Here is a 23394-nt window from a genome sequence, read left to right as displayed (position 1 = left end):
CCATCCGTTGTCATGCATTTTCGGCGACTCTACTGATTCGCTCATATTTTAAAAGCCTTAGTATTCAGTCCTGTGCATAAAAATAAAATGACTGTCCTTCCTGACAATACCGATACTTGGGCAAATGCTCAACCAGCCGCTGTGCAAATCGTGGGTAAATAGGGGCTTTTCGCCGAGTCGAAGCATGAAAATAAAAATATCGCGGTTGATGTTTAAAGATATATTTTAATAAATGGCTGCGTGTCTGTTGCATGACCTCAAATGCATTAATATTTTCAGCAACATCTTCTAGGGTAGGTTCATCGGCAAAGGCCAACCACGCATTTTTTCTCGGCTGTTGGCGGTTTCTTTGAAATACAGGTTTGAGTTCCAAGATAAATTCGTGCTGATGTAGATACAAACTAAATTCACGTTGATCAACTTTAAAAATTGCGACCAGTTTTCTTGCTGACATAGCCCCTCTACGTTGATTTTTTGTTTTCTCTTTCTGCTGTATTTTTACATAAAATACATTTATTTATCTTGGCTTAGAGCATTAGTGCGACTTCTATTGTCGCCATAAAAAAGCCCGCAATATGCGGGCTTTTTTTGATATGGCATGTTCCTTATGATGGAATACGACGTACCAATAACAACATAAATATTGCAGAGATTGCGATACATGGAATTGCCGCGGTAATCACCCCTGCTGCACCAAAACCTGCTGCCAATAACTGACCCGCAATTGCAGGGCCTAACATTGCACCGACACGACCAACGGCTGAAGCTACACCAACACCCGTACCACGTAACTGTGTCGGATACACGATACCACCGAAGGCATACAATACACCTTGGCAACCAATCACGAATGCACCGACTAAAGCTGATGCCATGTACATTTGAGTCAATGAACCTGCACCATTCAGCGCAAATAGACCTGCCAAAATACCGCCGTACATCAAAATGATCACATAAGCTTTCTTCCAACGATCAGTCAACATACCTAAAATGATCGTACCAATGGTTGCACTCACCATGAAGTAGAACTGCGCAGTTGCACCATCTTTACGAGTGAAACCGAGTTCGGTGAACAACGACGGTAACCAGCTCAACATGATGTACACCACCATCAAGGTGAAGAAGTAGCTCACCCAAATTGAGAAAGTACGTAAACGGTTTTCTGTGTTAAAGAGGTTTTTGAAAGCACCTTGTTGCACTTCGCCATTGGCGGTCGCTTGAACCGCTTGATCTTTGGCTTTCAAGAATTCACGCGATTCGGGCAGGAACCAAATCATCAATGGAATCACAACAATCGGTAATAAACCGCCTAAATAGAAAATATTTTTCCAGTTTGCACCGAAGTCCGTCATTGCAACTAATGACAAGATTGCCGCACCCACAGGCATACCACAGTACATCAAACCGACTGCACGACCACGATTTTGTGGCGTTACCGCTTCAGATGCCAAGGTAATTAAAATTGGCATTGCTGCACCTAAACCTGCACCTGCAAGAAAACGTACAGTGAGTAAGCTATGGAAGCTATTTACCCATACCGTACATAAGGTAAAGATGGCGAACATCCCCGTAGACCAAATTAATACTTTTTTACGGCCCATTCGGTCTGCAATCCGACCACCCAACAAAGCACCAGGTAATAATCCTAAAATACCGGCACTAAAAAACACCCCTAGCTGCGAGCTATCCAGCCCGAAATATTCACGAATCCCTGCTGCTGCAATACCTGCAGCCTGAATATCCAGACCTTCGATTACGGCAATAAGGAAGCAGATTGCTACCGTGACAATAGCATGCTTATTATCTGACTTTTCCATTGGAGAATCCTTGTTGTCATCAGCGTTCAAATTAAGTCGCATCATCGCTGAGCCTTATAAAAGATATAACTACCAATAAGTTGAAGCCTTTCGTCCAAAATTGGATTACGTGCATGGTGTAATAGTTTTTGTGCTTTAAGTCACAAAGTCGTAAAAACAATTAAAAATTTAAAATAAAAAAATATGAATCGTGCAATGAACAGTCAAATCAAGCGATCTTTTTAAACACTCATAAAAACATGTCTATTTCTATTAGATATAAAAAAGATTATTACCCAAGTTTTTAACAATCATTTGTAATAAAACCCGAGCGAATTGATATAGTTTTTAAATCTTTAGTCATTGTTATTTAATCTTAAATTCTGATTAAAAAGCACGGAATACACATAGATCAACCTTTTGCTGATGATTTAATCAATCCCATCAACCATGCCAACCCTCTCGATTGAATAACACATTTTCAAGATTCAGCCCTTGCTGAACAATTTTCAGGCTGCAAAAAAACCGCTATTTTACACTTGATTGTTTTAAGTTTGATTTGTATAAAGAATTTTATGGCTTTGACCAAAGCATATTGTTCTTATGCGTTTGATCAGTCATAATTTGCGTAAGCATTATTCAATTTGGGTATAGCCCAATGAACATGCTACAAATCAAAATTCGAAACCATCCAGAAATCAATATTTCATCTTGTCGGATGGACAAATAGGATAGCTTTTCAAAATGACTCAGCAAGCTCAGACCATTCAAGGTTCAATTGTCGCAATCGTCACCCCAATGTTTGAAGATGGCAGCGTAGATTGGAAGAGCCTCGAGAAGCTGGTTGAGTGGCATATAAAGCAAGGCACCAATAGTATTGTTGCTGTTGGGACTACAGGTGAAGCTTCTACCTTGAGCATGGCCGAACACACTCAGGTGATCAAAGAAATCATCCGTGTGGCGAACAAACGCATTCCAATTATTGCCGGCACAGGTGCAAACTCAACCCACGAAGCAATTGAACTCACCAAAGAAGCCAAAGAATTAGGTGCAGATGCGGCATTATTAGTTACACCATACTATAACAAACCTACCCAAGAAGGCCTGTATCAACACTACAAAGCGATTGCTGAAGCTGTTGATTTACCTCAAATTTTGTACAATGTACCTGGCCGAACCGGTGTTGACATGCACAACGACACCGTGATCCGTCTTGCTGATATTCCACAAATCGTGGGCATTAAAGACGCCACTGGCGATGTTCCTCGTGGTCAAGAACTCATTGAAGGCCTTAAAGGCAAAGATATGGTGGTGTACTCAGGTGATGATGCAACGGCTTATCAGTTAATGGGTTTAGGTGCTAAAGGCAACATTTCGGTTACTGCGAACGTGGCGCCAAAAGAAATGAGCGAAGTGTGTGCAAGCGCTTTGGCGGGTGACGCAGTCCAAGCCGAGCAACAAAACAATACTGTTGCAAATTTACATCAAATTTTATTTTGCGAATCGAACCCAATTCCTGTGAAATGGGCACTTCATGAGATGAACCTGATTGAAACAGGCATTCGCTTACCATTAACACCCCTTGCAGAACAATATCGTACTCCGCTTCGTGAAGCACTCATCACTGCGGGCGTTATCAAATAAAGAAGAGCAAACATCATGCAATTACGTTTAGGACTTAGCCTGGCACTTTCAGTATTTACATTAGCCGGTTGTAGTTCACTTGCCTTTAATAATGGCACACTGGACTATAAACAAACCACAGATGTTGAACCGCTGAAATACCCTGAAGGGTCGATGGTTCGTCCTGCAACGCCTTTGTATCCTGCTCCATCTGTTGACCCACTAGCAATTGAGCATGCACCAAAGCTTGAAAATAAGCGCGGCAATCGCTATGCCCTTCCGCGTCCAGCCGCGGAAAAAAATAATGTCGTTGCAGATTCCTCAACAGACAGTACAAATATTAGCCGCCCTCAACTATTGGTGGATGGAAATCAAAATCCACTGATCAAAGTTGAAGGAAATTCTGCTACAATTTGGCAATACACACTTGCTACCCTCAGCAGCCTTAACCATACCATTGTTGGTCAGAGCAAAAACCGTTACGAAGTAACCGTCAAGGTCGATCAGCAGACCTATGTCTTAAGACTTTCTTCTGTAGGTTCAAGCAATAACATCGCTGTGTTCAATGCCGATAACAGTTTTGCAGACAAAGAAAAAGCTGCAGATCTGTTAGCTCAGATTTACCAAAATTGGCCAGCCTAGTCGTACTAGGCATTTTTTCTCGAAAAAGGTTCCCTCATGTTAAAACAAACCTTGCTCTATACTGGTAAAGCGAAATCTGTTTATGAAACAGATAGTTCTGACCACCTCATCCTAGTTTTCCGTGACGATGCTTCTGCATTCAACGGTGAAAAAATTGAACAACTGGATCGCAAAGGTAAGGTGAACAACCGTTTTAACGCCTTTATCATGGAAAAATTGGCTGCGGCTGGTATCGAAACTCATTTCGAAAAACTTCTTTCTCCAACTGAAGTTTTAGTGAAAAAATTGACTATGGTTCCTGTAGAGTGCGTAATCCGTAACTATGCAGCAGGTTCACTTTGCCGTCGTTTAGGCGTTGAAGAAGGTAAAGAACTTACTCCGCCAACTTTCGAATTGTTCTTCAAAGACGATGCGTTAGGCGACCCAATGGTGAATGAATCACAAGCGATTGCATTAGGTTGGGCGACTGCAGAACAACTCGCTCAAATGAAAGAATTGACTTATAAAGTAAACGAAGTACTTAAAGGTCTATTCGATGCAGGCAACATGCTGCTTGTTGACTTTAAACTTGAATTTGGCGTGTTCCACGACCGTATCGTACTCGGTGACGAATTCTCTCCAGACGGCTGCCGTCTATGGGACAAAGACACTAAGAAAAAACTCGACAAAGACCGTTTCCGTCAAGGTTTAGGCGGTGTAGTTGAAGCTTATGAAGAAGTTGCTGCACGTTTAGGTATCGACCTTTCTGATATCTAAATCGTCCATCGATTATAAAAACCGAGCTCTTTAGCTCGGTTTTTTAATGAAATATTACTCGATTAATCCATGATCGAAAAAACAAATGTTAACCATAAAAAACCTCTGTTTCACATTTACCCACGTTCACACTAAGATAGCTACATATCAGGCAGCACCAGGATCTATACGTCTCCAATGTGTATGCCGACCAGATTTTCCATCTACCCTCTAGGATGTATCTCCCCCAAAGACATCCTATTTTTTCAGCCCAGCTCGCCTTGAGTTGGGCTTTTTTTTGCATGACATAGACATAAAAAAGGGCGCCGAAGCGCCTTGCCATTATGATCATTCAAATCATTGTTGCTGTTGTTGCATCCAACGTCGTTGCTGCAAACGCTCACCTTCAACTTCACGTTTATTACGTGCAGACTCATACAGCTTAGTGCCTTTCAGTTCAGGCGGCATATAATCCTGCATGACAAAATGTTCAGGATAATTATGTGGATATAAATAGTCCACGCCATAGCCTTGCTCTTTCATCAATTTGGTTGGTGCATTTCTCAAATGTAGTGGCACAGGTAGATTCGAGGTTTTTTCTGCCAAATCTAAGGCTTTGTTGATGGCCAAATAAGTACTGTTACTTTTAGCACTGGTTGCCAAATACACCGCACATTGCCCCAAAATGATTCGACATTCGGGCATACCAATTGCCTGCACAGATCGGAAACATTCTCCAGCCAGCAATAATGCATTTGGGTTGGAATTACCAATATCTTCTGAAGCAGCAATCAACATACGACGTGCAATAAAGACGGGGTCTTCACCACCTTTGAGCATTCGAGCCATCCAATACAAAGCGGCATCTGGATCACTGCCTCGAATCGACTTAATAAAAGCCGAAACTAGATCATAATGCTGTTCGCCCGATTTGTCATAGCGTGCAATATTTTGCTGCGCAACTTTGACTACCACCGCATTGTTAATGATATTCTCTAAGTCTGGCTCAAACGTACTGGCGATTAAATCTAAAAGATTTAATGCTTTACGAGCATCACCTGCGGCAAATTGAAATAAAGCTTCATATTCTTCGATTTGAATATAACGCTCTTTTAAAAACGAATCTTGCTGAATGGCTTGATCCAATAAGCGCTGAATTGCATCATTATCCAGAGCATTTAAGGTATACACCTGACAACGGGACAATAAGGCATTATTAACTTCAAATGAAGGGTTTTCTGTGGTTGCACCAATCAGGGTAATTTTGCCCTTTTCAACTGCATTCAGTAAGGCATCTTGTTGTGACTTATTAAAACGATGAATTTCATCAATAAACACCACAGGTGTCAATAAATCTCCACCATCGGCGATGATTTCACGTAACTCTTTCACCCCAGTATTGAGCGCAGATAAACTAATAAATGGTCGGTCAACGGCCTGCGCTAACAACAATGCAATTGTGGTTTTACCTACACCCGGAGGTCCCCAAAAAATAATCGATGGCAAATGCCCTTGGTCAATCATCTGGCGTAACGGTGCATCTTCACCTAAAAGGTGATCTTGTCCAATAATTTGAGATAAATCATGAGGACGCATGCGTTCAGGAAGAGGAATTTGGCTGTCTGACATCTTATTATTTCGTTTCCGGCAATTGGGGACGTTTTTTCTATTCTAACACTGCCTTGGCAGAATCTTTGCTTTATTCGGTATTCAATTTAGGAGGGTGGTTTAATGTCGTTATTTAAGTATCTTGCATGTAAAAAAGCTTAGGCGAATGTTAACTATAATGTAACAAGACTTCCTAGCCCTTATTGATCAAATTAAAGTATCATCGGCAAGATATCCCATTTTAGACTTGCCTGACCCAATTGGACAGATTGTATGAAGCAATCAACAAAGCAAAAGCGAATCGTTCAAGTTCAACAAGGCATTGATCTACCTATAAATTTATTTCAAAAAATGCCCCAAGCCAAGAATATACAATTACAAGATAATCAATGCGCTGAATTACGAGAAAAACTGAATAGTCGTAATCAAATGTTAGATGCTAGTGTCGACTGTATAAAATTATTAAGTCTAGACGGTCATGTTCTGCATATGAACCGCGCGGGATGTTTAGCTCTGGGCGTACCTCTAACTGAAACTGAGTTTGGTATGTCTTGGCATAAATTACTGCCTGAAGAAGTCCGTGACGCGTGTTTGAATGCTTTTGCCGAAGCCAAAGAAGGTAAAATATCTCGCTTTGTCGGCATGAGCCAAGTAGCAGATGAACCCTTGGCTTATTGGGATAATATGCTCAGCCCAGTATTCAACGAATATGGCCAAGTCAAAGAAATCCTCTGTGTATCACGTGATATTACGATACAGCGACTTGCAGAAAATAAACTTCAACGCATCATTGAACGAGATGATTTAACAGGTTTATTAAACCGCCGTGCGTTTAGTCGAGTATTTAAAAGCCAATTAAAAGTGGCGCGAGAACATCAGCAACAACTGGGTTTGTTATTAATCGATCTAGATTATTTTAAGCATATTAACGACACCTTAGGTCATAGTGCAGGAGACCATTTACTGCATACCCTTGGGCAGCGTTTTCAGCAATGTTTTGATACAAATATTGTAGTTTCACGTTTAGGTGGCGATGAATTTGCCATTTCTATTCCAAATTTAAAATCGCAACAACAATTAAAGAATTTTGCCAGCATCGCCTGTCAGCAAATGGACATGCCCATTTTCTATAATGGGCAAAGTATCAATATTGGTATGAGTATTGGCTGTGCGATCTACCCTCGCGATGCACAAAATACCTCCAATTTACTTAAATGTGCTGATATTGCGCTAAATGATTTAAAAAGCAGTGGTCGTGGTGGTGTACGAATGTTCAACCATACTATGTTAAAAACCCTTGAAAATACTACTCGCCAATTAACGCTTGCACGCAGCTTGATTAAGTCCAATCAAATTATTCCGTTTTATCAACCCAAAGTTCGTCTTTCTGACAGTCAAGTTATCGGCTTTGAAGCCTTGTTACGTTGGTATGATAAAGACCAACAATTACAATTACCTTCTCAAATTTTTGCTGCATTTCAAGATTATGAATTGGCTTCACGCATTAGTGAAACAATGCAAATTAAAATCTTTCAAGATATTCAAAAATGGATTGAACTTGGACTGCAACCGCTACCGATTTCAATAAATGCTGCACCTGTCGAATTTTTACGTGATGACTATGCGGAAAAATTACTGAATCGCTTAAAGCAGTTTGGTATATCACCAGATATTATTGAGGTCGAAATTACCGAGCAAAGCCTGTCAGAACGTGGCTCAAATTATGTGATTCGCGCTCTCCATTTATTAAAAGAGCATGGCATACACATTTCTTTAGATGATTTTGGTACAGGTCATTCATCATTAACACGTTTGAGTAATTACCCTGTCGACTGTATTAAGATAGACCGTAATTTTGTGGAACGCATGCATACCGACTGTTCAGCACTTGCCATTGTCAAAGCGATTACCCAAATTGGTGCGAGTGTTTCCCTGAATATACTAGTCGAAGGTATAGAGAAACCGGAACAGGTCGATACCTTAAAAGAATGTAATTGTCATACTGGACAAGGTTTTTACTTTTATCGTCCGCTCAGTTATGACCATGCGATGGAACTTTTGAGTCACTAAAACTTGTGGAGCAAGACACGATGACACTGAAGTATTTAGTCAGTGCCTGTCTGGCAGGCCAACCCGTTCGTTATGATGCCAAATCAAATACACAACAAGCGATTTGCCAACTGATGCAGACTCACCAAGTCATTACGGCCTGCCCAGAAATGATGGGCGGCCTGAGCTGTCCACGTTTTCCTGCAGAAATTCAAAATGGTCAAGCCACTGATGTGCTCAATGGTACAGCTCAAGTTAAAGATGTTTTGGGGACAGACGTTAGTGCTGAATTTATTGCAGGTGCTCAACAAATGTTAGAATTGGCCCAATTACACAAAGTTGATGTTGTTGTCTTGAAAGATCGCAGCCCGTCTTGCGGCAGCCATTATATTTATGACGGCAGCTTTACCCGTACGAAAATTGAAGGCTATGGAGTAACCACAGCACTCCTCAAACAGCACGGTTTTCAGGTTCTGTCAGAACAAGACTTTCTGGCTATGATACAAGATCAACTCTAGATCCAAGATAGAGCGTATCTGTGTCCTTTAGCGTACCCAACGTACAATATAATCTTCAATATCATCAGGGTTGACGTCTTCTTCACTGATGCAACGCCCTGCGGCAGACTTTCGTGCCTTCAAAATACTGTCACGATTTCCCGTCACTAGATGATGCCAACGTGGTAAATCTTTACCTTCAGAAATTCTACGATAAGCACAGCTCGGTGGTAGCCAATGAAATTGGTGAATCTGATGTGGCGTCAGCTGTATACAGTCTGGAACATGTGATTGACGATTTGGATAATCGGAGCAAGATGCCTTTTCACAATCTAAAAGTTTGCATGCCACTTTGGTGTAGGCAACCTCATGAGTATCTTCATCTTCAAGCTTAATTAAACAGCAAAGCCCGCAACCATCACAGAGTGACTCCCACTCCAAATGGGTGAGTTCAGTCAAAGCATGCTTTTTCCAAAAATGTGGGCGTAGAGTATCGGTCATCTTCTCGCTCGCAACAAAGGTGGCAGGCATATTAACTGAACCTGCACATTAATTCTTTGTTTAAGTTACCGAATATTGAACATTAAATAAACAAAAGACTACAGAGTAGGTTTTTTTAGCCTCTTATAATGGGCATACAGAATAAAAAATCACATGGAGATAAAACTATGTTCCGCTGGGCTATTATTTTCGCTGTAATTGCATTGATTGCGAGTCTGCTAGGTTTTGGTGGTGTGGCAGGCTTATCCAAAGACTTTGCTGTTATTCTTTTGGTTATTGCAGTTATCCTTGCAATTGTTGGTTTCCTCTCTCGAGGAAAAGTTTAGGCGACGGATTGTATGTCGTTTTAAACTACAAATTCCCCCCCCCTTAGACTCATGGATAAGAAACGTAGGTTTTTATCATCTTGAGTGTCAATGAAAAAAATAAGAGCCTATGAGCTCTTATTTTTTTACATCCACGTAAACTTACTACGTTATATGGTTTTAGCTTTATGGTTTTAAATGACGTGGTCTAAAGCCTGTTGCAATTAAGGCGATACCATAAGCAGCAACACCAATCACACATAAGATGATCACTTCCGCGACACGTATCCACGCAGACACATCACCGTTGTACCATGTTAAGCCGTACCACAGTGCAGCAATCATCACAGCATTGGCAATCGCAAACTGAATCACCAATTTTTTCCAATGCGCCCCAAAACGGAAAATATTGCGCTTATGTAAATAGAAATACAGCATCCCTGCATTCACTAATGCGGAACCCGATGATGCCAATGCCAAAGCCATATGCTCAGCATGCCAATCAATCAGTTTAAAGAATCCAATAAACACCACATTAAGAATGGCATTGGCTGCGACCGCCATTAAACCTACACGTACTGGAGTTTTGGTATCTTGTTGCGCATAAAACCCTGGTGCAAACACTTTAATGAGCATGAATGAAATCACACCGGCACTCATACATTGCAATGCCAATGCGGTCATCTGTGTATCTTCAAAGCTAAATTGACCACGTTCAAATAAGGCCTGAATAATAGGTGTAGAGAGCATGAAAAGCGCAATACTGGCAGGCACACCCACCAAAATAATGACCTTAGCTGCCCAATCAATCATACGGCGGAATTTGTCCTGATCTTGTTCAGCGTGGCGTGCAGACAATGACGGTAAAATCACGGTACCAATAGCTACCCCAATCAAACCTAAAGGTAGCTCGGTCATACGTTCAGCACTATATAGCCATGATACTGAACCATCTTGCATGAAAGACGCCCAAATGGTGTTCAACAGTAAGTTGATCTGCGTCACTGAGACACCAAACAGTGCTGGCAGCATCAACTTCATGATCCGATCGACACCTTCGTGTTTGAAGTCAACTTTCGGTGGAATCAGTAATTTTTTACGCCACAGCTCTGGAATCTGAATCGCCAATTGCAAGAATCCTGCCGCGACAACAGACCAACCCAAAGCCATAATTGGCTCAGCCATATAAGGGGTTAACCACAGCGCACCGGCAATCATCGCGACATTGAGTAACACTGGAGCGAACGCAGGTGTACTGAATGAGCCATAACTATTCAAAATACTGCTGGCAAATGCCGTTAAGGACATAAACAATAAGTAAGGAATCGTTAGGCGGAACATATCGGTAGCTAACGCAAACTTGTCTGCATCACCATGGAAACCCGGTGCATAGATATAAATAATCGCGGGTGCCGCCACCATCGCGATGAACGTCAAACTAGTCATCACCAGACCTAAACAGCCAAAAACACGGCTAATCAGAATCTGGACTTCGGCATGGGTTCGACTGGTTTTATATTCAGTCAATACAGGAATAAAGGCTTGTGAAAATGCCCCTTCTGCGAATAAGCGCCTAAAAAAGTTAGGAATACGAAAGGCAACCACGAAGGTATCGAAGTCTTTACCTGCACCAAATACATTTAACAGGACAATATCCCGTACCAGTCCCAATACACGGGACAACATAGTCATTGCACTGACAATGACTGTCGAACGCCAAAGCGCCATCGGTATTTCTCACTTTTGAAAGTGCGCCTATTGTAATGAAACTCGTCAAGGAATTTCATTGGTTTATTAAACGCAGTATGTATTGTTTATTTGTTTTTAAAATGATGTAGCTGTTGACGAAAAGCGTTCCACTCAAAAAATGGACCCGGATCAGTTTTACGTCCCGGTGCAATATCTGAATGCCCTGCAATATGTTGTTGAATTTTAGGATAAGCCTGTTGTAAACACGCCACGACCTCGGTCAGCACGGCATATTGTGCAGCTTCAAAAGGTAAATCATCACTTCCTTCGAGTTCGATGCCTATCGAATAATCATTGCATTCTTTTTGTGCTAAATAGGTTGAGCGACCTGCATGCCAAGCTCGATCATTAAAATTGACAAACTGTAGAACTTCGCCTGTGCGCAGGATCAATAAATGTGTCGATACTTGCATCCCTTCAATAGTTTGAAAATAAGGATGTTTCGACCAATCCAACTGATTTTGGAAAAATTGTTCGATATAACCACCGCCGAACTGAGAAGGTGGCAAACTAATATTATGAATGACGACAAGCTGAATTTCGGTATCTTCAGGACGTTGGTTAAAATTCGGTGATGGAATTTGACGCGCACCTAGCAATTGCCCATCCTGCACCTGAAATGTTGTTGCTTGTGACATAAAAAAATCCTGTGTCTAAGCTGGCCTGCAATGCTGCAGATCAAAACGCCGAGCCCTACTTGAAAGGTTTAATGCTAAAACTTTCACATTGAAATCTCAATTCAAGTCTGTGAAAGGAGTTAAAAATCGCTCATTTTTAAGGAACAATGCTAATATAACGCGCACATTTTCCTGGGTTAAAAAGATACGGAACTTCTTATGAGCATATCGCAATCTTTGCTTGAACAATCTATCCAAATCAATATTCAACACGCACTACAAGAAGATATTGGCGAAGGCGATATCACTGCCCTTTTAACTCCAGAAGATGAACAAGCGACCGCAACAATTATTAGTCGTGAAGATATGGTGCTAGCAGGGCAACCGTGGGTCAATGCGCTCATTCAGGCTTATGATGCCGCTGTCCAAGTCACTTGGTTGAAACATGATGGTGACCGTGTTGCCGCAGGCGAAGCCTTTTTAAAACTCGCAGGTTCTGCGCGTAGCTTACTGACGGTTGAGCGTCCAGCCTTAAATTTTATACAAACATTATCTGCAGTAGCGACCAAAACTGCTGCCTATGTCCAGCAGCTTGAAGGTTTGCATACTCGTCTACTCGATACCCGTAAAACCTTACCAGGCCTACGTATTGCACAAAAATATGCAGTTGCTGTCGGAGGTGGTCAAAACCATCGCTTAGGTTTATTTGATGCATTTTTAATTAAAGAAAATCACATCATGGCAGCAGGCGGAATCCAACAAGCGATTGTCAAAGCACACCAGATTGCACCGGGTAAACCCGTTGAAGTGGAAGTAGAAACTTGGGACGAACTCAACCAAGCGTTGGAAGCAGGTGCGGATATTGTGATGTTGGATAACTTTAGTCAGCAACAAATGATTGATGCCGTCAAACATGTGAATGGTCGTTGCAAACTTGAAGCCTCAGGCAATATCACTATTGCAAATTTACGTGAAGTGGCAACAACTGGAGTCGATTATATCTCGATGGGTGTGCTTACCAAAGATGTCACAGCGATTGATTTATCAATGCGCTTTAATGCCTAAGCTTTAGACATACTCTAAACGCAAATAAAGGGTGCTGTTGCACCCTTTTTGATGCTTACTAGCATGACTTAATCATCATCTTGCTGTTGTTTAACTCATTCAGTTTCATGTTCAGAATCCTTTTCATGCGCCAAATCGTCTTCATGCTGCTCGCGCTCATCTTGATCATCGTCCTGATCTTTTGAGTTTTCACTTTGTTCAGAAAAACGACCACCTTCTCGCTCTTGAACCTGATTTCCCAAAAAATCACAACCACTGATCAAAAATACGCTGAATAAAGAAAAATACATCATCCAATTTTTCATTTTTAGTCCTTCAAAGCATTCTGATCCTATTAATTTGAGTCAAAGACACGCTACTGAATAGCCGATTCTTGTTGGATTTTCTATATTCAGCGCATAAAAAAACGCATCCGAAGATGCGTTCTTTATTCAGTTTAAAATGAATCAAACAACTTACCAGCCTAAAGCTTCTTGTTGTTTTTTGATCAATTCTTGAATGCCTTTTTCAGCCAATTCAAGCATTTCATTACACTGTGCACGCGTAAATGGTTTGTCTTCAGCTGTGCCTTGAAGTTCAATGAACTCACCTGCTTGTGTCATGACCACATTTAAGTCAGTTTGGCAGTTTGAATCTTCTTCATAGCAAAGATCAAGTAATGCTTCATCTTGATACATACCTACAGAAACAGCTGCAACTAAGCCTTTAAGCGGATCTTGTTTGATTTTTTTATTTTCAAGCAAGACATTCATCGCATCGACCAAAGCAACAGCTGCACCTGTGATTGATGCTGTGCGTGTACCGCCATCTGCTTGAATCACATCACAGTCGATGCTAATTGTATTTTCACCCAATTTTTTCAAATCGACCATCGCACGTAAGCTACGACCAATCAGACGTTGAATTTCTTGAGTACGACCGCTTTGTTTACCACGTGCCGCTTCACGGTCAGTACGGGTATGTGTAGAACGAGGTAACATACCATATTCAGCAGTCACCCAACCCTGACCTTTACCTTTAAGGAAACGCGGTACTGAGTTGTCGACACTTGCAGTACAAAGAACTTTTGTATGACCAAATTCAACCAATACAGAACCTTCCGCATAACGTGTGTAGTTACGGGTAATTTTTACTTCACGTAATTGATCTAATGCTCGTTGGTCGATACGCATGATGAGTCCTTAATCTGACAAAATTGATTGCGGTACATTATAACAGAAGGTACAGCCAGATTCGGGACGCATTCGTGCGCATTTACAAAATCCATTCATCCAAGTTTTGATAGGCCCATCGTACGACATCAGGAAATTTGTTAGACTGAAGCCACGCAAAATTCAGGACGAATTGCATGTCGATACGGGAAGAACGTAAGCAACAAAGTCGTAAAGCTATCCTTGATGCAGCGCTTGCATTGAGTACCACAGGCCGTTCTTTTAGCAGTCTGAGCTTACGCGAAATTTCCCGTCATGTCGGCTTGGTTCCTGCTGCGTTTTATCGCCATTTTCAAGACATGGACGAACTCGGTTTGGAACTAGTCGACCAAATGGCCCTGCACCTTCGGAATGTCCTCAATCAACTGAGTCAGCAATGCTTTCAAGCACCAGATGCACGCACACGACAAAGTCTGGATTATTTATTTCATGCCGTTGAGCAATTTCCTGAGGCATGGATGTTTCTTATTGCTGAACGTTGGGGTGGTTCAGCATTCTTAAGACAAGCCATTACTCGTGAGTTTAATTTTCTCAGTACCGATTTGGCCCATGCACTGGCTCAAGTTGAAGCGACTCAACATATTCAATCCGAACAAGACCTCAAAGTATTGGGACAAATTTTGTTTGAATTGGCCTTGAGTTGGGCAATGCAGTGGATTGACTTACATCGACATGTTGAGCTTCCACAACGTACGGATGCGCTACAACAATTTCGCCGCCAAGCTCAGACCCAAGTTCAGCTCTTATTTCGTGGCATCTTGCACTGGGATCGATCTTTGGCTCAAATCTCTGATCCGCAAAATTTATCGCCATAAAAAAGCCGCATTGAGTGCGGCTTTTTCAAAACATCTGTTATTTTGCTTTACGCTCTTTATCAACAAGGAATTTCACGATTTCAACGGTACGTGCATCTTCACCTTGTACGATGTATTTACCATTGACGGTAATCGCAGGCACGCCGCTCAATTGATATTGAGCCGCTAAGCTTTTCGCTTGAGCAATTTTTGAAGACACAGCAAATGATTTAAATGTGCTGTTAAATTTCGCTTCAGGAACACCATAACGGGTGTAGAACTTAGCAAATGCGCCTTGTTCTAAGATATTTTTTTGACCCACATGAATGTCATGGAACAATTGTAAATGTGCTTTTTGACGAACGCCCAGTGCTTCCGATGCATAGTAAGCACGCGCGCCTTGTTCCCAAAGTGGATTCATTGCTGCAGGTGTACGGACAAAACGTACATCTTTAGGCAATTGCTTTAACCACGTTTGCATATGCGGTTCTAATGTAAAACAATGTGGGCAGCCATACCAAAAGAACTCACGGACTTCGATTTTACCCGGACGTTCGACTTTAATCGGTTTTGGAATAACTGTGTAATCAGTCCCCGCGACAAATTGCGCTGCCATCGCACTGCCAGAAAAAGCCAAAATAGCTGTTGTAATCGTGCCTAAAAGGAATTTTTTCATTGAACTTATCGTCCTCAAAATCATTATGATTAGTTTATGGCAACACTATAAATCAAATCTGTCGATTTCGTTTTCATTCTGTGAACTTTTTTAAGGCTTTTATCGCTTTTTTTTCAGGACGCGCTACACTAACTCCCATAAACTTTTTTCTAAAATATAAAGACTTGATTGAGGTGCAACCGATGTCGCAATTGAATGTTGATCCACAAGAAATTGCCAAATTTGAAGCTTTCGCAGCCATATGGTGGGATCAGCATTCTGAGTTCCGCCCTTTGCACATGATTAATCCCCTGCGTTTGAACTGGATTGATGAGCATTCAAATGGCATCACTGGCAAGAAAGTATTAGATGTAGGCTGTGGCGGCGGTATTTTAGCTGAAAGCATGGCACGTCGTGGCGCGCAAGTATTAGGTATCGACATGGGCGAAGCGCCATTAAATGTTGCACGCCTACATGCCGAACAAGAAAATGTGCAAAATATTGAATATCGCCAAGTGCCTGTAGAGCAATTGGCAGAAGAACAAGCAGGTCAATATGACGTCGTTACCTGTATGGAAATGCTCGAACATGTACCTGATCCAGCATCAATTATTTTAGCGTGTCAAAAACTGGTAAAACCGGGTGGTCATGTATTCTTCTCGACCATTAACCGTAATCCTAAAGCGTATTTGTTTGCGATTATTGGTGCGGAATATGTTTTACGTATGTTGGCGAAAGGCACTCATGATTATTCAAAGTTTATTAAACCTTCAGAATTAGCTCATGATATTCGTCAAGCCGAGTTAAAACTCAAAGATATGACAGGTTTACATTATAACCCGATCACCAAACGCTATTGGCTCGCACCCAATGTGGATGTGAACTACATGGTTCATACGGTGAAAGAAGCCTAATGAAAGCTGTACTCTTTGATCTTGACGGTACACTGATTGATACCGCGGCTGATTTTATTCGTATTATTCAAGACATGTGCCGTGACAAAGGCATTGCGGTGGTCAGTGCAGAAGATATTCGTGTACAAGTATCTGAAGGCGCGCGTGCGATGGTCAAACTGGTCTATCCAGAGTTAGACGTTGAAGATCCTGTCTTTCTGGCACATCGTCAACGCTTTTTAGATCTGTATGGTGCTGATATAGCCGTCGATACAGACCTATTTGAAGGCATGTATCCACTACTCGCAGAGTTAGAACAACATCAAATTCCGTGGGGCATTGTCACCAATAAGCCGCGTTCACTCAGTGAAGCGTTGCTCAAAGCGTTGAATTTAACTGAACGCTGCTCGGTATTGGTTTGCCCAGACGATGTCAGTAAAACCAAGCCAGACCCAGAGCCGATGTATTTAGCAGCCAAGCACATTCATCTAGATGCTCAAGACTGTATCTATGTCGGTGATCATCCACGTGATATCGATGCCGGTCGTAATGCGCAGATGTACACAATTCTTGCGGCTTATGGCTATTTACCTTTACAACACAAAGATGACTTAACAGCTTGGCATGCAGATTGTATAGTGAAGACTGTTGCTGAATTGCATGAAGTCATTCATGATTTGGTCATCAAACCGAAAACGCTAAACACAGCGACTTTATAACGATAGAACACAACACAATAAAACGAGGAGGTACGGATGAAATATTCAGAATATCAACCTCGCCCCGATCTGCTCAAAGATCGCATTATCCTGATTACAGGTGCGGGCGATGGTATTGGCCGTGCGGCTGCCCTCAGCTATGCCTTGCATGGCGCAACCGTGGTTTTACATGGACGCACACTGAATAAACTAGAAGTGATTTACGATGAAATTGAAGGATTGGGTGCCCCCCAACCGGCGATTTTACCGCTACAACTGTCTAGTGCCTCTCCTCGTGATTATGAGCTATTGGTCGACACCTTAGAAAAGCAATTTGGTCGCCTAGACGGCATTTTGCATAATGCCGGGATTTTGGGTGAGCGAACTGAACTAGAACATTATCCTGTGGATGTTTGGGATGATGTTATGGCGGTGAACCTTCGTGCGCCTTTTGTACTGACTCAAGAGCTAATGCCATTACTGCAAAAATCTGAGCATGCCTCAGTGGTCTTTGCCAGTTCGGGTGTGGGACGTGAAGCCCGTGAACGTTGGGGCGCGTACTCGGTCTCAAAAATTGCCATTGAAGCCGTGAGTACATTGTTCGCCAAAGAAAATGAACACCCCAATATTCGTTTTAACTGCATTAATCCCGGTGCGACACGTACTGCCATGCGTGCAAAGGCGTATCCAGACGAAGATCCAAAAACTTTGCCTACGCCTGAAAGCATCATGCCTGCATATTTATATTTAATGGGTGACGACAGCTTGCATTTAACCGGTGCCAGCATAGATGCCCAAGATGAATAAGCTGAAAGCCAATTTAAAAAAGGAAGCGCGAGCTTCCTTTTCTATGTATTGAATGCCTACAAAACATCATTAACCGACTGATTTTGCAGTGACCACGCGAAAGTCGACTTGAGTTTTTAGCAAATTTGCCGATACTTGGGGCATTCTTTAAAAACATTGGATTGATACATGTCTGACTTTAGCAATATTACAGTGACTCCAACTGAGGATGGCATGGTTAACCTACTGGTCGATGGTCAACCGATTTCAGCAAAATATGGGATGAAATTCGACCCGAGTATCGTGGACGATTTAAAAGGATTAGATGTCGGTCAAAATGCAAAATTATTTGAACAATTTATTTTTTCGCATACTGACTTAAACTTTGAGCATGCCTATTTCTATATCACTTGCATTCAAAAGCAAGAAGCAGGCTTTCAAGTGATCACTAACTTTGTTTATCGCATCATTGCGCAAGATCAAGCACCGTTTGAGCATGTGATTACCAAACAAGGTGCAGCAATGACACCTGAAGATATTAATGAATTTATTCAAGCTCATATTCAAAAATCATTAACAGATTATACCGACCTGAAATACGCATACTAAGTGTGTTCCAAGTGAAAAATTCATGTTTAAAAAGGGCCATTTGATGCCCTTTTTTTAACCTTGAAATTCAACAAGCTTTGATCAATAGACAGCTTCATTACCCAACTTGCCATTGATCGTATTTTTAAATTATTTTTATAATAATATTCGGTTTTTCAAATTAAGTATAAAAGCATAGACTGCTGGCCATGACATAGACCGACGGCAAGGAGACCCAAATGGCTGATCAAAAACGCAAAATTGAAACCATTCGTTCAATTAAAAACTTACAACTGACTGAAAATTTGATCTCTGCAATGGACGATGCCGAGCAAGCTGAATCTGTGGCTCAAGCGATTTATTCACTCCAATGCCTCTATGAGCAGTGGTACTAAAACCCGAATTTACCCACCGTTTTCATTCCAGTATCTCTACCCTATTTGCCCATCAAGACTTGATGGGCGTTTTTGATCGTGCTTACAATAGACCTCAAATTTGATCAAGACTGCATTGCAAGGATAAAAAGCACGCATTATCGGACCATCGCTTTCAAGATGGAAAGATTGTTCTCGGCGCCAAATTTATCGCATAATATCCGTAATCTCTTCGTTTTATTTAAAGAAATATTCATCTTTCTTCACAGTTTCTCTGCATTTAATGCGTACAGTAGTGATATTGAAGATAAATTACTCATGAGGGTTGAACATGAAAAAGATTTTGCCAATTTTGGCTATTTCTTTCAGTGCTTTAATAGCAAGCAGCATCACGTCTGCAGCGCCTCACTTCAAGAACGATGAACGTGGCTTTGATGGCCCACGCGGCAATGCATATGGTCAAATGAAAAAAGATCGTGATTTCCGTGGTTATCAGGACGATGACGATCTTGAAGATCGACGCCGTATGCGTGAACAACGTGGAGTCAAACGTTTGCAACAACATAAATGGCAAACGGGCTATGTGATGCCACAGCATTATCGTGGTAATGGTTATAAAGTCGATTATAAAGACCATAACTTACCTAAACCATCGCGTAATCAGCAATGGTATAAAATCAATAATGACTACATATTGGTCAACTCAGATAGTAACAGTATTCTGAAAATTTTAGGTATGTAAGCCGTTTTGAATTTAATTTCGCCATTTTTTTTAAAGCCCAGATCAACTCTGGGCTTTTTTTATGAGGTTTTTTTAATGTTTAACCGCAAAAGCTGATGCTGCCTAGCGTTCAGATCATTTACACACCTTCAAATTTCCTCCATACATTTCACAATTCAACTATATTGCCCCCACGCTTTCTCTGAACTTTCTCGCTAATTTTGAATCATCGAAAAACAGATTAGAAATGTATAGAGGTGTCCCATGAACAAAATCGTATCGAGTTTAGTTCTTTCCGTATCGGCTTTGATGGCAACAACAGCAGCCATTGCTGCGCCAGACCATCGTCAAGATGACCGCCGTTACCATCCGTCATACCAACATCAAGACAACCGTTGGGACAAAGATCACCGTCCGAGCAATTGGAATAACAACAACCGTTATGACAATAATCGCTACGACCGTAATGACTTTCGTCGTGTAAATCCAAGCCGCGATTGGCGTGTTGGTCAAAGCTTTCCTCGTTATTTCGATTCAAGCCGCTACAAAGTGAGTGATCGTGAAGCGCGCCGCTTACCGAACACCGGTCGTTATCAACAATGGTACAAAATCAATGGTGACTACGTGCTAGTCAATGATCGTACCGATCGCATCATTCGCATTAAGAATGGCTAATCATTCGACGATCTCTTAAATCCCTTTCCCAACACCTGAACACTGTTCAGGTGTTTTTTTATATTTGCTTTCCGCTGTCATATGTTTTTGTTTAGAATCATCCATACCAAAGCGAATAAACAGGCATAGGCATGCAAACGAATATCACTGAACCATCTTCTAGCACAACCTTACAGTATGTGCATTGGTTCCGTCATTCTGCACCCTATATTAATGCGCATCGCAACAAAACCTTTGTCATCATGTTTGATGGTGAAGCGCTGCAACATGAAAATTTTCAACACATTATTCACGATATTGCCTTATTACACTCGCTTGGTATTCGTCTAATTTTGGTGCATGGTGCCCGTCCGCAAATCAATCATAATTTACAAAGCAGCGGCATCCAGACACCATTTCATCATCATCGTCGCATTACCACTCGCGAATCCTTACCTGCAGTGATGAATGCTGTTGGCTCCATTCGTCTGCAAATTGAAGCCCTCCTATCTATGGGTTTAGCCAACTCACCGATGTACGGCGCGCGTATTGATGTGGTCTCAGGTAATTTAGTCACGGCAAAACCGTATGGCATTCGTGATGGTATCGATTTTCAACTGTCTGGTGAAGTTCGTTCCGTCGATATCGATGCAATTCAACGTCATTTAGATAGCCAAAATATTGTGGTGCTTGGGCCGACAGGTTATTCCACTACAGGAGAAGTGTTTAATTTATTGGCTGAAGAAGTTGCGACCAAAACCGCCATAAGCTTAAAAGCGGATAAGTTGATTTTCTTGGGCAAACAACACGGTTTGCACAATGAACATGGGCAGCTACAACGTGAAATTACACCTCATCAACTTGATCAGCATATTTTGCAATATCAAGATTCTAATCCCGATATTGCCCTGCATTTAAGCGTTGCCAAAGATGCCTCCCTACAAGGCGTGCACCGTGTTCATCTTATTTCCTATGCTTATGATGGCGCATTGATCGAAGAATTGTTCACGCGTGACGGTTCTGGCACCATGATCACTGATGCGCATTATGAAGAAGTGCGTACTGCCGATATTCAAGATGTGGGTGGCTTAATCAATCTGTTACGCCCTCTCGAACAAGAAGGTATCTTGGTTTATCGCTCACGCGAACGTCTGGAAAATGAAATTGGACAATTTGCAGTGATTGAACGTGACGGTACGATTTTGGCCTGCGCTGCGTTATACCCGATTCCTGTCACAGGGAATGAAAAACGCTCTGCTGAAATCGCATGTGTGGCTGTGCATCCGGGGTATCGAAAATCGAATCGTGGCAGCCAAATTTTGCATTATTTAGAAGAAAAAGCGCGAGATTTAGGTATTGAACAATTGTTTATTTTGACCACACGGACAGCGCATTGGTTCCTTGAACAAGGATTTGAACAAGTCAGTGTCGATGACTTACCTAATGCCCGTCAGGCCTTATATAACTATCAAAGAAACTCATTGGTTTGTAAAAAGTCACTTTAAAGTGGCTTTTTTTATGTGCTGAATAGCATTATTTTGCATAAGGTTATGCCGAATCCCTTGGCTATCCCCCTCAAATCACTTTGCAAGCCACAGAATAACCATATCTACCATTTAAATAACCATAATAAATAAAATAATTTCAATAACTTAAAATAACACTTAGACACATTATATGTTTTTCTAAAATCATATTTTTTCATAACTTTTGCTAATTTTTATTTATCTTTTTTCCTGATTTTAAATTTAAGTTTTCTTATTTTTTTCGAAAAAGAAAACTCTTTAGCTTATGTGTTCATAAATCAACAGTTCTGCACATTTAGACCTTTATAGGAGCAACACATGCGTACTCACAAAGCAAAACTTTGGACAAAAACACTTGTACTGTCTGCAGCGGTTGTGGGTGCCATGATGATGTCGGGCTGTGGCAAAAAAGAGGCTGAAGAAAATGTCACCTTAAATATCGGCTTCCAAAAATATGGCTTATTGCCAATTTTAAAAGAACGCGGAACCTTAGAAACAGCCTTAAAAAGCCAAGGTGTAAATATCAAATGGGTGGAATTTCCTGCGGGTCCACAGCTGCTTGAAGGGCTCAATGTGGGCAGCGTGTCATTTGGTGAAGTCGGTGAAGCACCGCCTATCTTTGCTCAAGCCGCTCAAACCGATTTGGTTTACATTGCCAACCAACCTGCTGTTCCAAAAGCTGAAGCGTTAATTGTGCAAAAAGATTCGGCTATTCACAGTATTCAGGACTTAAAAGGTAAACGTGTGGCCTTAAACAAAGGCTCAAACGTGCATTACCTGTTGCTCAAGTTGTTGGAAGCTAATCAGCTTAAATTTAGCGACATCAATGTCGTGTATTTACCACCTGCCGACGCACGTGCTGCTTTTGAAAAAGGTGCAGTTGATGCATGGGTAATTTGGGACCCGTTCCTTTCTGCCGCTGAGCATCAACTTAATGCTCGCACCATTGCCAATGGCGAAAACTTGGTGAAGAACTACCAGTTCTATTTGGCCGATCGTAAATTTGCTCAGGAAAATCCAAAAGTCCTGCAAGCTGTGGTGAATGAGTTGAATTTGACCACGCAATGGGTCTCAAAAAATCAAGATGAAGCGGCCAAGTTACTCGAAGGCAAAACCGGCTTAGGTCTAGATGTACTTAAAACATCAATTTCTCGTTTAGGCAATCAAGTGACGCCGATTACTGCACAAGTGGCGCAAGAGCAGCAGCAAGTCGCTGATGCGTTTTATAACGAAAAATTAATTCCCAATAAATTAAATATTGAGTCGGCCATTATCAAATAAGCCGACCACAGCATAAGGGCGATGCC

The 23394-nt window shown here is 41.6% G+C and carries 26 protein-coding genes; 17 read left to right on the top strand and 9 right to left on the bottom strand.

The window, feature by feature from the left end; genetic code table 11:
* Window positions 1-64: 64 nt before the first annotated feature.
* A complete protein-coding gene (locus FTU02_RS06820; protein ID WP_180156446.1) occupies window positions 65-454 on the bottom strand; it encodes a hypothetical protein in 390 nt (129 codons plus the stop codon).
* Between the two features lie 151 nt (window positions 455-605).
* Window positions 606-1817 carry a 3-(3-hydroxy-phenyl)propionate transporter MhpT gene (mhpT, locus tag FTU02_RS06815; protein ID WP_180156445.1) on the bottom strand — a complete coding sequence of 404 codons (1212 nt, stop codon included), beginning with the start codon at window positions 1815-1817 and terminating at the stop codon, window positions 606-608.
* Between the two features lie 723 nt (window positions 1818-2540).
* Between mhpT and dapA the strand changes: the two genes are divergently transcribed.
* From dapA to purC, 3 genes are read left to right on the top strand one after another with little or no spacing between them, the layout of a single operon-like run.
* Complete coding sequence (gene dapA / locus FTU02_RS06810; protein WP_078193262.1) at window positions 2541-3440, top strand: 4-hydroxy-tetrahydrodipicolinate synthase; 900 nt, start codon at window positions 2541-2543, stop codon at window positions 3438-3440.
* A gap of 15 nt (window positions 3441-3455) precedes the next feature.
* Window positions 3456-4061 carry a lipoprotein-34 precursor (NlpB) gene (locus tag FTU02_RS06805; protein ID WP_078193263.1) on the top strand — a complete coding sequence of 202 codons (606 nt, stop codon included), beginning with the start codon at window positions 3456-3458 and terminating at the stop codon, window positions 4059-4061.
* 36 nt (window positions 4062-4097) lie between these two features.
* Window positions 4098-4817, top strand: a complete 720-nt coding sequence (gene purC / locus FTU02_RS06800; RefSeq protein ID WP_078190626.1) for a phosphoribosylaminoimidazolesuccinocarboxamide synthase — start codon at window positions 4098-4100, stop codon at window positions 4815-4817.
* Window positions 4818-5153: 336 nt separating this feature from the next.
* Here the strand turns inward: purC and FTU02_RS06795 are convergent, their stop codons facing one another.
* Entirely contained in the window at window positions 5154-6425 is a 1272-nt protein-coding gene (locus FTU02_RS06795) for a replication-associated recombination protein A (RefSeq protein WP_111885104.1), read from the bottom strand.
* Between the two features lie 252 nt (window positions 6426-6677).
* Here FTU02_RS06795 and FTU02_RS06790 point away from each other — a divergent pair, with 252 nt between their 5' ends.
* Together FTU02_RS06790 and FTU02_RS06785 are read left to right on the top strand one after the other, a co-directional pair.
* On the top strand, window positions 6678-8474 hold the full coding sequence (locus FTU02_RS06790) for an EAL domain-containing protein (protein WP_180156443.1): 1797 nt from the start codon (window positions 6678-6680) through the stop codon (window positions 8472-8474).
* A gap of 20 nt (window positions 8475-8494) precedes the next feature.
* Complete coding sequence (locus tag FTU02_RS06785; protein ID WP_180107828.1) at window positions 8495-8971, top strand: DUF523 domain-containing protein; 477 nt, start codon at window positions 8495-8497, stop codon at window positions 8969-8971.
* A gap of 27 nt (window positions 8972-8998) precedes the next feature.
* Here FTU02_RS06785 and FTU02_RS06780 read toward each other — a convergent pair whose 3' ends face one another.
* Window positions 8999-9451, bottom strand: coding sequence for a YcgN family cysteine cluster protein (locus FTU02_RS06780; protein ID WP_180036044.1), 453 nt, complete (start codon window positions 9449-9451; stop codon window positions 8999-9001).
* Window positions 9452-9618: 167 nt separating this feature from the next.
* On the opposite strand from FTU02_RS06780, the gene FTU02_RS06775 reads away from it, so the two are divergent.
* Entirely contained in the window at window positions 9619-9777 is a 159-nt protein-coding gene (locus tag FTU02_RS06775; protein ID WP_005006601.1) for a DUF1328 domain-containing protein, read from the top strand.
* A 165-nt stretch (window positions 9778-9942) separates the two neighbouring features.
* Here FTU02_RS06775 and murJ read toward each other — a convergent pair whose 3' ends face one another.
* Together murJ and ampD are read right to left on the bottom strand one after the other, a co-directional pair.
* Window positions 9943-11484 carry a murein biosynthesis integral membrane protein MurJ gene (gene murJ / locus FTU02_RS06770; protein ID WP_180156441.1) on the bottom strand — a complete coding sequence of 514 codons (1542 nt, stop codon included), beginning with the start codon at window positions 11482-11484 and terminating at the stop codon, window positions 9943-9945.
* An 86-nt stretch (window positions 11485-11570) separates the two neighbouring features.
* Window positions 11571-12143 (bottom strand): 1,6-anhydro-N-acetylmuramyl-L-alanine amidase AmpD, encoded by a 573-nt coding sequence (gene ampD / locus FTU02_RS06765; RefSeq protein ID WP_078190631.1) that lies wholly within the window; start codon window positions 12141-12143, stop codon window positions 11571-11573.
* 198 nt (window positions 12144-12341) lie between these two features.
* Here ampD and nadC point away from each other — a divergent pair, with 198 nt between their 5' ends.
* The gene (gene nadC / locus FTU02_RS06760; RefSeq protein WP_180156439.1) at window positions 12342-13187 is read left to right on the top strand and encodes a carboxylating nicotinate-nucleotide diphosphorylase; all 846 of its coding nucleotides are present in this window, start codon (window positions 12342-12344) and stop codon (window positions 13185-13187) included.
* 95 nt (window positions 13188-13282) lie between these two features.
* Here nadC and FTU02_RS06755 read toward each other — a convergent pair whose 3' ends face one another.
* Complete coding sequence (locus FTU02_RS06755) at window positions 13283-13492, bottom strand: hypothetical protein (protein WP_180156437.1); 210 nt, start codon at window positions 13490-13492, stop codon at window positions 13283-13285.
* A gap of 150 nt (window positions 13493-13642) precedes the next feature.
* Window positions 13643-14359, bottom strand: a complete 717-nt coding sequence (gene rph / locus FTU02_RS06750) for a ribonuclease PH (RefSeq protein WP_078193269.1) — start codon at window positions 14357-14359, stop codon at window positions 13643-13645.
* Between the two features lie 176 nt (window positions 14360-14535).
* Between rph and FTU02_RS06745 the strand changes: the two genes are divergently transcribed.
* Complete coding sequence (locus tag FTU02_RS06745) at window positions 14536-15213, top strand: TetR family transcriptional regulator (protein ID WP_180156435.1); 678 nt, start codon at window positions 14536-14538, stop codon at window positions 15211-15213.
* A 37-nt stretch (window positions 15214-15250) separates the two neighbouring features.
* On the opposite strand, the gene FTU02_RS06740 is transcribed toward FTU02_RS06745, so the two are convergent.
* A complete protein-coding gene (locus FTU02_RS06740) occupies window positions 15251-15868 on the bottom strand; it encodes a thiol:disulfide interchange protein DsbA/DsbL (RefSeq protein WP_111885097.1) in 618 nt (205 codons plus the stop codon).
* Window positions 15869-16050: 182 nt separating this feature from the next.
* Between FTU02_RS06740 and ubiG the strand changes: the two genes are divergently transcribed.
* The 9 genes from ubiG to FTU02_RS06695 all read left to right on the top strand — a co-directional run bounded on the left by ubiG (window position 16051) and on the right by FTU02_RS06695 (window position 23368).
* Window positions 16051-16761: a bifunctional 2-polyprenyl-6-hydroxyphenol methylase/3-demethylubiquinol 3-O-methyltransferase UbiG gene (gene ubiG / locus FTU02_RS06735; protein ID WP_078190637.1), complete on the top strand. Its 711-nt coding sequence runs from the start codon at window positions 16051-16053 to the stop codon at window positions 16759-16761.
* Window positions 16761-17459 carry an HAD family hydrolase gene (locus FTU02_RS06730; protein ID WP_078193272.1) on the top strand — a complete coding sequence of 233 codons (699 nt, stop codon included), beginning with the start codon at window positions 16761-16763 and terminating at the stop codon, window positions 17457-17459. Before ubiG ends, FTU02_RS06730 begins: the two co-directional genes overlap by 1 nt.
* A 36-nt stretch (window positions 17460-17495) precedes the next feature.
* Window positions 17496-18245, top strand: coding sequence for a YciK family oxidoreductase (locus FTU02_RS06725; protein WP_078190639.1), 750 nt, complete (start codon window positions 17496-17498; stop codon window positions 18243-18245).
* A gap of 168 nt (window positions 18246-18413) precedes the next feature.
* Window positions 18414-18833 carry a hypothetical protein gene (locus FTU02_RS06720; protein ID WP_180063057.1) on the top strand — a complete coding sequence of 140 codons (420 nt, stop codon included), beginning with the start codon at window positions 18414-18416 and terminating at the stop codon, window positions 18831-18833.
* A 218-nt stretch (window positions 18834-19051) separates the two neighbouring features.
* Window positions 19052-19207 (top strand): hypothetical protein, encoded by a 156-nt coding sequence (locus FTU02_RS06715; protein WP_180156433.1) that lies wholly within the window; start codon window positions 19052-19054, stop codon window positions 19205-19207.
* Between the two features lie 310 nt (window positions 19208-19517).
* Window positions 19518-19928 carry an RcnB family protein gene (locus tag FTU02_RS06710; RefSeq protein ID WP_078193274.1) on the top strand — a complete coding sequence of 137 codons (411 nt, stop codon included), beginning with the start codon at window positions 19518-19520 and terminating at the stop codon, window positions 19926-19928.
* Between the two features lie 243 nt (window positions 19929-20171).
* Window positions 20172-20582 carry an RcnB family protein gene (locus FTU02_RS06705; protein ID WP_168379728.1) on the top strand — a complete coding sequence of 137 codons (411 nt, stop codon included), beginning with the start codon at window positions 20172-20174 and terminating at the stop codon, window positions 20580-20582.
* A gap of 131 nt (window positions 20583-20713) precedes the next feature.
* Window positions 20714-22066, top strand: a complete 1353-nt coding sequence (argA, locus tag FTU02_RS06700; RefSeq protein WP_078193276.1) for an amino-acid N-acetyltransferase — start codon at window positions 20714-20716, stop codon at window positions 22064-22066.
* Window positions 22067-22405: 339 nt separating this feature from the next.
* Window positions 22406-23368 carry a sulfonate ABC transporter substrate-binding protein gene (locus tag FTU02_RS06695; protein ID WP_180156431.1) on the top strand — a complete coding sequence of 321 codons (963 nt, stop codon included), beginning with the start codon at window positions 22406-22408 and terminating at the stop codon, window positions 23366-23368.
* Window positions 23369-23394: the final 26 nt, after the last annotated feature.

The organism is Acinetobacter sp. YH12045 (assembly GCF_013419925.1).
GTDB lineage: Bacteria > Pseudomonadota > Gammaproteobacteria > Pseudomonadales > Moraxellaceae > Acinetobacter > Acinetobacter amyesii.
The sequence above is the reverse complement of the archived record's forward strand: the minus strand, read 5'-3'. Positions and strand labels throughout refer to the sequence as shown.

What these genes read in the sequence shown, in the direction of transcription:
- rph (WP_078193269.1), bottom strand. Translation starts at nt 14,359, where the DNA reads ATGCGTATCGACCAACGAGCATTAGATCAATTACGTGAAGTAAAAATT.
- FTU02_RS06820 (WP_180156446.1), bottom strand. Translation starts at nt 454, where the DNA reads ATGTCAGCAAGAAAACTGGTCGCAATTTTTAAAGTTGATCAACGTGAA.
- mhpT (WP_180156445.1), bottom strand. Translation starts at nt 1,817, where the DNA reads ATGGAAAAGTCAGATAATAAGCATGCTATTGTCACGGTAGCAATCTGC.
- argA (WP_078193276.1), top strand. Translation starts at nt 20,714, where the DNA reads ATGCAAACGAATATCACTGAACCATCTTCTAGCACAACCTTACAGTAT.
- FTU02_RS06780 (WP_180036044.1), bottom strand. Translation starts at nt 9,451, where the DNA reads ATGACCGATACTCTACGCCCACATTTTTGGAAAAAGCATGCTTTGACT.
- FTU02_RS06695 (WP_180156431.1), top strand. Translation starts at nt 22,406, where the DNA reads ATGCGTACTCACAAAGCAAAACTTTGGACAAAAACACTTGTACTGTCT.
- FTU02_RS06755 (WP_180156437.1), bottom strand. Translation starts at nt 13,492, where the DNA reads ATGAAAAATTGGATGATGTATTTTTCTTTATTCAGCGTATTTTTGATC.
- ubiG (WP_078190637.1), top strand. Translation starts at nt 16,051, where the DNA reads ATGTCGCAATTGAATGTTGATCCACAAGAAATTGCCAAATTTGAAGCT.
- FTU02_RS06740 (WP_111885097.1), bottom strand. Translation starts at nt 15,868, where the DNA reads ATGAAAAAATTCCTTTTAGGCACGATTACAACAGCTATTTTGGCTTTT.
- FTU02_RS06720 (WP_180063057.1), top strand. Translation starts at nt 18,414, where the DNA reads ATGTCTGACTTTAGCAATATTACAGTGACTCCAACTGAGGATGGCATG.
- dapA (WP_078193262.1), top strand. Translation starts at nt 2,541, where the DNA reads ATGACTCAGCAAGCTCAGACCATTCAAGGTTCAATTGTCGCAATCGTC.
- FTU02_RS06790 (WP_180156443.1), top strand. Translation starts at nt 6,678, where the DNA reads ATGAAGCAATCAACAAAGCAAAAGCGAATCGTTCAAGTTCAACAAGGC.
- purC (WP_078190626.1), top strand. Translation starts at nt 4,098, where the DNA reads ATGTTAAAACAAACCTTGCTCTATACTGGTAAAGCGAAATCTGTTTAT.
- FTU02_RS06730 (WP_078193272.1), top strand. Translation starts at nt 16,761, where the DNA reads ATGAAAGCTGTACTCTTTGATCTTGACGGTACACTGATTGATACCGCG.
- FTU02_RS06785 (WP_180107828.1), top strand. Translation starts at nt 8,495, where the DNA reads ATGACACTGAAGTATTTAGTCAGTGCCTGTCTGGCAGGCCAACCCGTT.
- FTU02_RS06795 (WP_111885104.1), bottom strand. Translation starts at nt 6,425, where the DNA reads ATGTCAGACAGCCAAATTCCTCTTCCTGAACGCATGCGTCCTCATGAT.
- FTU02_RS06725 (WP_078190639.1), top strand. Translation starts at nt 17,496, where the DNA reads ATGAAATATTCAGAATATCAACCTCGCCCCGATCTGCTCAAAGATCGC.
- FTU02_RS06745 (WP_180156435.1), top strand. Translation starts at nt 14,536, where the DNA reads ATGTCGATACGGGAAGAACGTAAGCAACAAAGTCGTAAAGCTATCCTT.
- FTU02_RS06805 (WP_078193263.1), top strand. Translation starts at nt 3,456, where the DNA reads ATGCAATTACGTTTAGGACTTAGCCTGGCACTTTCAGTATTTACATTA.
- murJ (WP_180156441.1), bottom strand. Translation starts at nt 11,484, where the DNA reads ATGGCGCTTTGGCGTTCGACAGTCATTGTCAGTGCAATGACTATGTTG.
- FTU02_RS06715 (WP_180156433.1), top strand. Translation starts at nt 19,052, where the DNA reads ATGGCTGATCAAAAACGCAAAATTGAAACCATTCGTTCAATTAAAAAC.
- FTU02_RS06705 (WP_168379728.1), top strand. Translation starts at nt 20,172, where the DNA reads ATGAACAAAATCGTATCGAGTTTAGTTCTTTCCGTATCGGCTTTGATG.
- FTU02_RS06775 (WP_005006601.1), top strand. Translation starts at nt 9,619, where the DNA reads ATGTTCCGCTGGGCTATTATTTTCGCTGTAATTGCATTGATTGCGAGT.
- FTU02_RS06710 (WP_078193274.1), top strand. Translation starts at nt 19,518, where the DNA reads ATGAAAAAGATTTTGCCAATTTTGGCTATTTCTTTCAGTGCTTTAATA.
- ampD (WP_078190631.1), bottom strand. Translation starts at nt 12,143, where the DNA reads ATGTCACAAGCAACAACATTTCAGGTGCAGGATGGGCAATTGCTAGGT.
- nadC (WP_180156439.1), top strand. Translation starts at nt 12,342, where the DNA reads ATGAGCATATCGCAATCTTTGCTTGAACAATCTATCCAAATCAATATT.